The sequence below is a fragment of the Streptomyces sp. IMTB 2501 genome (genome assembly GCF_001953885.1).
Classification (GTDB): Bacteria; Actinomycetota; Actinomycetes; order Streptomycetales; family Streptomycetaceae; genus Streptomyces.
This window is the reverse complement of record NZ_MQUS01000074.1, coordinates 1-5,102: the sequence shown is the minus strand read 5'-3', so window position 1 is coordinate 5,102 and position 5,102 is coordinate 1. Positions and strand designations below refer to the sequence as shown.

Sequence of the window (5,102 nt, the reverse complement as noted above, 5' to 3'; positions counted from 1 at the left end):
AAGGAAGCGACCGTTCCTTGAGAACTCAACAGCGTGCCAAAAATCAACGCCAGATATGTTGATACCCCGTCCGTCGGAACAATCCGATGGTCGAGGTTCCTTTGAAAAACACAGCGAGGACGCTGTGTGCGAGGGGACTATTCCTCCTCTCGCACCGCTCTCGTGGTGTTCGACCGGATTACCGGTAAACATTCACGGAGAGTTTGATCCTGGCTCAGGACGAACGCTGGCGGCGTGCTTAACACATGCAAGTCGAACGATGAAGCCCTTCGGGGTGGATTAGTGGCGAACGGGTGAGTAACACGTGGGCAATCTGCCCTTCACTCTGGGACAAGCCCTGGAAACGGGGTCTAATACCGGATACGAGGTTCGCAGGCATCTGTGAATCTGGAAAGCTCCGGCGGTGAAGGATGAGCCCGCGGCCTATCAGCTTGTTGGTGAGGTAACGGCTCACCAAGGCGACGACGGGTAGCCGGCCTGAGAGGGCGACCGGCCACACTGGGACTGAGACACGGCCCAGACTCCTACGGGAGGCAGCAGTGGGGAATATTGCACAATGGGCGCAAGCCTGATGCAGCGACGCCGCGTGAGGGATGACGGCCTTCGGGTTGTAAACCTCTTTCAGCAGGGAAGAAGCGCAAGTGACGGTACCTGCAGAAGAAGCGCCGGCTAACTACGTGCCAGCAGCCGCGGTAATACGTAGGGCGCAAGCGTTGTCCGGAATTATTGGGCGTAAAGAGCTCGTAGGCGGCTTGTCACGTCGATTGTGAAAGCCCGAGGCTTAACCTCGGGTCTGCAGTCGATACGGGCTAGCTAGAGTGTGGTAGGGGAGATCGGAATTCCTGGTGTAGCGGTGAAATGCGCAGATATCAGGAGGAACACCGGTGGCGAAGGCGGATCTCTGGGCCATTACTGACGCTGAGGAGCGAAAGCGTGGGGAGCGAACAGGATTAGATACCCTGGTAGTCCACGCCGTAAACGGTGGGAACTAGGTGTTGGCGACATTCCACGTCGTCGGTGCCGCAGCTAACGCATTAAGTTCCCCGCCTGGGGAGTACGGCCGCAAGGCTAAAACTCAAAGGAATTGACGGGGGCCCGCACAAGCGGCGGAGCATGTGGCTTAATTCGACGCAACGCGAAGAACCTTACCAAGGCTTGACATACACCGGAAACACTCAGAGATGGGTGCCCCCTTGTGGTCGGTGTACAGGTGGTGCATGGCTGTCGTCAGCTCGTGTCGTGAGATGTTGGGTTAAGTCCCGCAACGAGCGCAACCCTTGTTCTGTGTTGCCAGCATGCCCTTCGGGGTGATGGGGACTCACAGGAGACCGCCGGGGTCAACTCGGAGGAAGGTGGGGACGACGTCAAGTCATCATGCCCCTTATGTCTTGGGCTGCACACGTGCTACAATGGCCGGTACAATGAGCTGCGATACCGTGAGGTGGAGCGAATCTCAAAAAGCCGGTCTCAGTTCGGATTGGGGTCTGCAACTCGACCCCATGAAGTCGGAGTCGCTAGTAATCGCAGATCAGCATTGCTGCGGTGAATACGTTCCCGGGCCTTGTACACACCGCCCGTCACGTCACGAAAGTCGGTAACACCCGAAGCCGGTGGCCCAACCCCTTGTGGGAGGGAGCTGTCGAAGGTGGGACTGGCGATTGGGACGAAGTCGTAACAAGGTAGCCGTACCGGAAGGTGCGGCTGGATCACCTCCTTTCTAAGGAGCANNGTTGGTCCGGGGTGATGGGTGGCTGGTCGTTGTTTGAGAACTGCACAGTGGACGCGAGCATCTGTGGCCAAGTTTTTAAGGGCGCACGGTGGATGCCTTGGCACCAGGAACCGATGAAGGACGTGGGAGGCCACGATAGTCCCCGGGGAGTCGTCAACCAGGCTTTGATCCGGGGGTTTCCGAATGGGGAAACCCGGCAGTCGTCATGGGCTGTCACCTACTGCTGAACACATAGGCAGTGTGGAGGGAACGCGGGGAAGTGAAACATCTCAGTACCCGCAGGAAGAGAAAACAACCGTGATTCCGGGAGTAGTGGCGAGCGAAACCGGATGAGGCCAAACCTACGGCGTGTGAGACCCGGCAGGGGTTGCGTCGTGGGGGTTGTGGGATCTCTCTTCTGTTGTCTGCCGGCGACAGGACGAGTCAGAAACCGTTGATGTAGGCGAAGGACATGCGAAAGGTCCGGCGTAGAGGGTAAGACCCCCGTAGTCGAAACGTCAGCGGCTCGTTTGAGAGACACCCAAGTAGCACGGGGCCCGAGAAATCCCGTGTGAATCTGGCGGGACCACCCGCTAAGCCTAAATATTCCCTGGTGACCGATAGCGGATAGTACCGTGAGGGAATGGTGAAAAGTACCCCGGGAGGGGAGTGAAATAGTACCTGAAACCGTGTGCCTACAAGCCGTGGGAGCGTCGGAACCTTCGGGTTCTCGTGACTGCGTGCCTTTTGAAGAATGAGCCTGCGAGTTTGCGGTGTGTTGCGAGGTTAACCCGGGTGGGGAAGCCGTAGCGAAAGCGAGTCCGAATAGGGCGTTTTAGTAGCACGCTCAAGACCCGAAGCGGAGTGATCTAGCCATGGGCAGGTTGAAGCGGAGGTAAGACTTCGTGGAGGACCGAACCCACCAGGGTTGAAAACCTGGGGGATGACCTGTGGTTAGGGGTGAAAGGCCAATCAAACTCCGTGATAGCTGGTTCTCCCCGAAATGCATTTAGGTGCAGCGTCGTGTGTTTCTTGCCGGAGGTAGAGCACTGGATAGGCGATGGGCCCTACCGGGTTACTGACCTTAGCCAAACTCCGAATGCCGGTAAGTGAGAGCGCGGCAGTGAGACTGTGGGGGATAAGCTCCATGGTCGAGAGGGAAACAGCCCAGAGCATCGACTAAGGCCCCTAAGCGTACGCTAAGTGGGAAAGGATGTGGAGTCGCAGAGACAACCAGGAGGTTGGCTTAGAAGCAGCCACCCTTGAAAGAGTGCGTAATAGCTCACTGGTCTAGTGATTCCGCGCCGACAATGTAGCGGGGCTCAAGCGTACCGCCGAAGTCGTGTCATTGCAGTGTGAGGCCTAACGGCTGCTGTGATGGGTAGGGGAGCGTCGTCTGCCGGGTGAAGCGGCACTGGAAGGTAGTCGTGGACGGTTGACGAGTGAGAATGCAGGCATGAGTAGCGATTCACACGTGAGAAACGTGTGCGCCGATTGACTAAGGGTTCCTGGGTCAAGCTGATCTGCCCAGGGTAAGTCGGGACCTAAGGCGAGGCCGACAGGCGTAGTCGATGGATAACCGGTTGATATTCCGGTACCCGCTGTGAAGCGTCAAACATCGAGCATCGTGATGCTAAGGCCGTGAAGCCGTTCCGGACCCTTCGGGGAATGGAAAGTGGTGGAGCCGCCGGACCAAGCGGTTAGTAGGTGAGTGATGGGGTGACGCAGGAAGGTAGTCCATCCCGGGCGGTGGTTGTCCCGGGGTAAGGGTGTAGGACGTTGTCCAGGTAAATCCGGACAGCACATAGTCTGAGACCTGATGCCGAGCCGATTGTGGTGAAGTGGATGATCCTATGCTGTCGAGAAAAGCCTCTAGCGAGTTTCATGGCGGCCCGTACCCTAAACCGACTCAGGTGGTCAGGTAGAGAATACCGAGGCGTTCGGGTGAACTATGGTTAAGGAACTCGGCAAAATGCCCCCGTAACTTCGGGAGAAGGGGGGCCAGCTCTGGTGAGAGGACTTGCTCCTCGAGCTGGGGGTGGCCGCAGAGACCAGCGAGAAGCGACTGTTTACTAAAAACACAGGTCCGTGCGAAGCCGTAAGGCGATGTATACGGACTGACGCCTGCCCGGTGCTGGAACGTTAAGGGGACCGGTTAGCTTGGATTCGTCCAGGCGAAGCTGAGAACTTAAGCGCCAGTAAACGGCGGTGGTAACTATAACCATCCTAAGGTAGCGAAATTCCTTGTCGGGTAAGTTCCGACCTGCACGAATGGCGTAACGACTTCTCGACTGTCTCAACCATAGGCCCGGTGAAATTGCACTACGAGTAAAGATGCTCGTTTCGCGCAGCAGGACGGAAAGACCCCGGGACCTTTACTACAGTTTGATATTGGTGTTCGGTTCGGCTTGTGTAGGATAGCTGGGAGACTGTGAAGCTCGCACGCCAGTGTGGGTGGAGTCGTCGTTGAAATACCAGTCTGGTCGTGCTGGATGTCTAACCTGGGTCCGTGATCCGGATCAGGGACAGTGTCTGATGGGTAGTTTAACTGGGGCGGTTGCCTCCTAAAGGGTAACGGAGGCGCCCAAAGGTTCCCTCAGCCTGGTTGGCAATCAGGTGTTGAGTGTAAGTGCACAAGGGAGCTTGACTGTGAGACCGACGGGTCGAGCAGGGACGAAAGTCGGGACTAGTGATCCGGCGGTGGCTTGTGGAAGCGCCGTCGCTCAACGGATAAAAGGTACCCCGGGGATAACAGGCTGATCTTCCCCAAGAGTCCATATCGACGGGATGGTTTGGCACCTCGATGTCGGCTCGTCGCATCCTGGGGCTGGAGTCGGTCCCAAGGGTTGGGCTGTTCGCCCATTAAAGCGGTACGCGAGCTGGGTTTAGAACGTCGTGAGACAGTTCGGTCCCTATCCGCTGTGCGCGTAGGAGTCTTGAGAAGGGCTGTCCCTAGTACGAGAGGACCGGGACGGACGAACCTCTGGTGTGCCAGTTGTTCTGCCAAGGGCATGGCTGGTTGGCTACGTTCGGGAGGGATAACCGCTGAAAGCATCTAAGCGGGAAGCCTGCTTCGAGATGAGGACTCCCACCCACTTGATGGGGTAAGGCTCCCAGTAGACGACTGGGTTGATAGGCCGGATCTGGAAGCCAGGTAACTGGTGGAGGTGACCGGTACTAATAGGCCGAGGGCTTGTCCTCAGTTGCTCGCGTCCACTGTGTTGGTTCTGAAACCACGAACAGCCCCGTCTGTGTATGAGACGGTCTGGTTGTCTGTTTCATAGTGTTTCGGTGGTCATAGCGTGAGGGAAACGCCCGGTTACATTCCGAACCCGGAAGCTAAGCCTCACAGCGCCGATGGTACTGCAGGGGGGACCCTGTGGGAGAGTAGGAC

General features: G+C 57.4%; 3 rRNA genes. All 3 read left to right on the top strand.

The annotated features are described in order from the left end of the window. Nucleotides 1-191 precede the first annotated feature (191 nt). Nucleotides 192-1,717, top strand: a 16S ribosomal RNA gene (locus AV521_RS46085). A gap of 77 nt (nucleotides 1,718-1,794) precedes the next feature. After that, nucleotides 1,795-4,909, top strand: a 23S ribosomal RNA gene (locus AV521_RS46080). Nucleotides 4,910-4,995: 86 nt separating this feature from the next. Next, nucleotides 4,996-5,102 (top strand): 5S ribosomal RNA (rrf, locus tag AV521_RS46075); the annotation flags it as partial.